Consider the following 411-nt stretch of genomic DNA (forward strand, 5'->3'; position numbering starts at 1 on the left):
GCCGAGGGCGAGAGCCACGACGAGCGCGGCGAGCGGGGCGTGCCGGGTCAGACGCTCGGCGAGAAGGACGGGCGCGTCGTATCTCGTGCCGAGGCGAGAGTTGAGCTGGCCCTGGGCAGGCTTCGTCTCACCCGACGGGTCGGGCACGAGCGCGGTACGCAGGTAGGAAGCCGTGGTCGCATCGGCGGGCCAGATCTCGGCCCAGCACGCGTCGAACGTCCCGGTGGCCGGGACCGGGGTGAGCACGGTGTAGCCGAGGGTGCGGGCCCGGCCGTCGTCGGGATACGGGTAGACGCCCGCGACGACGGCCGTACCCGTGCTGGTCGCGACCTGGTCGCCGGCGTGGGCGCCGAGCGCTTCGGCGAGATCGCTCGCCAGCCACACGCCGGAGGCGGTCGTTGCCGACGGGTC

General features: G+C 74.2%; 1 protein-coding gene. It reads right to left on the reverse strand.

Going from position 1 to position 411, the window contains the following annotated elements; all coding sequences use genetic code 11:
• Positions 1 to 411: hypothetical protein (locus G3I78_RS49545; RefSeq protein WP_203616589.1), on the reverse strand; the 411-nt coding region annotated here is incomplete at both ends.

Origin of the sequence: Streptomyces sp. SID13726, from assembly GCF_010548375.1 — a bacterium.
Taxonomy (GTDB): Bacteria; Actinomycetota; Actinomycetes; order Streptomycetales; family Streptomycetaceae; genus Streptomyces.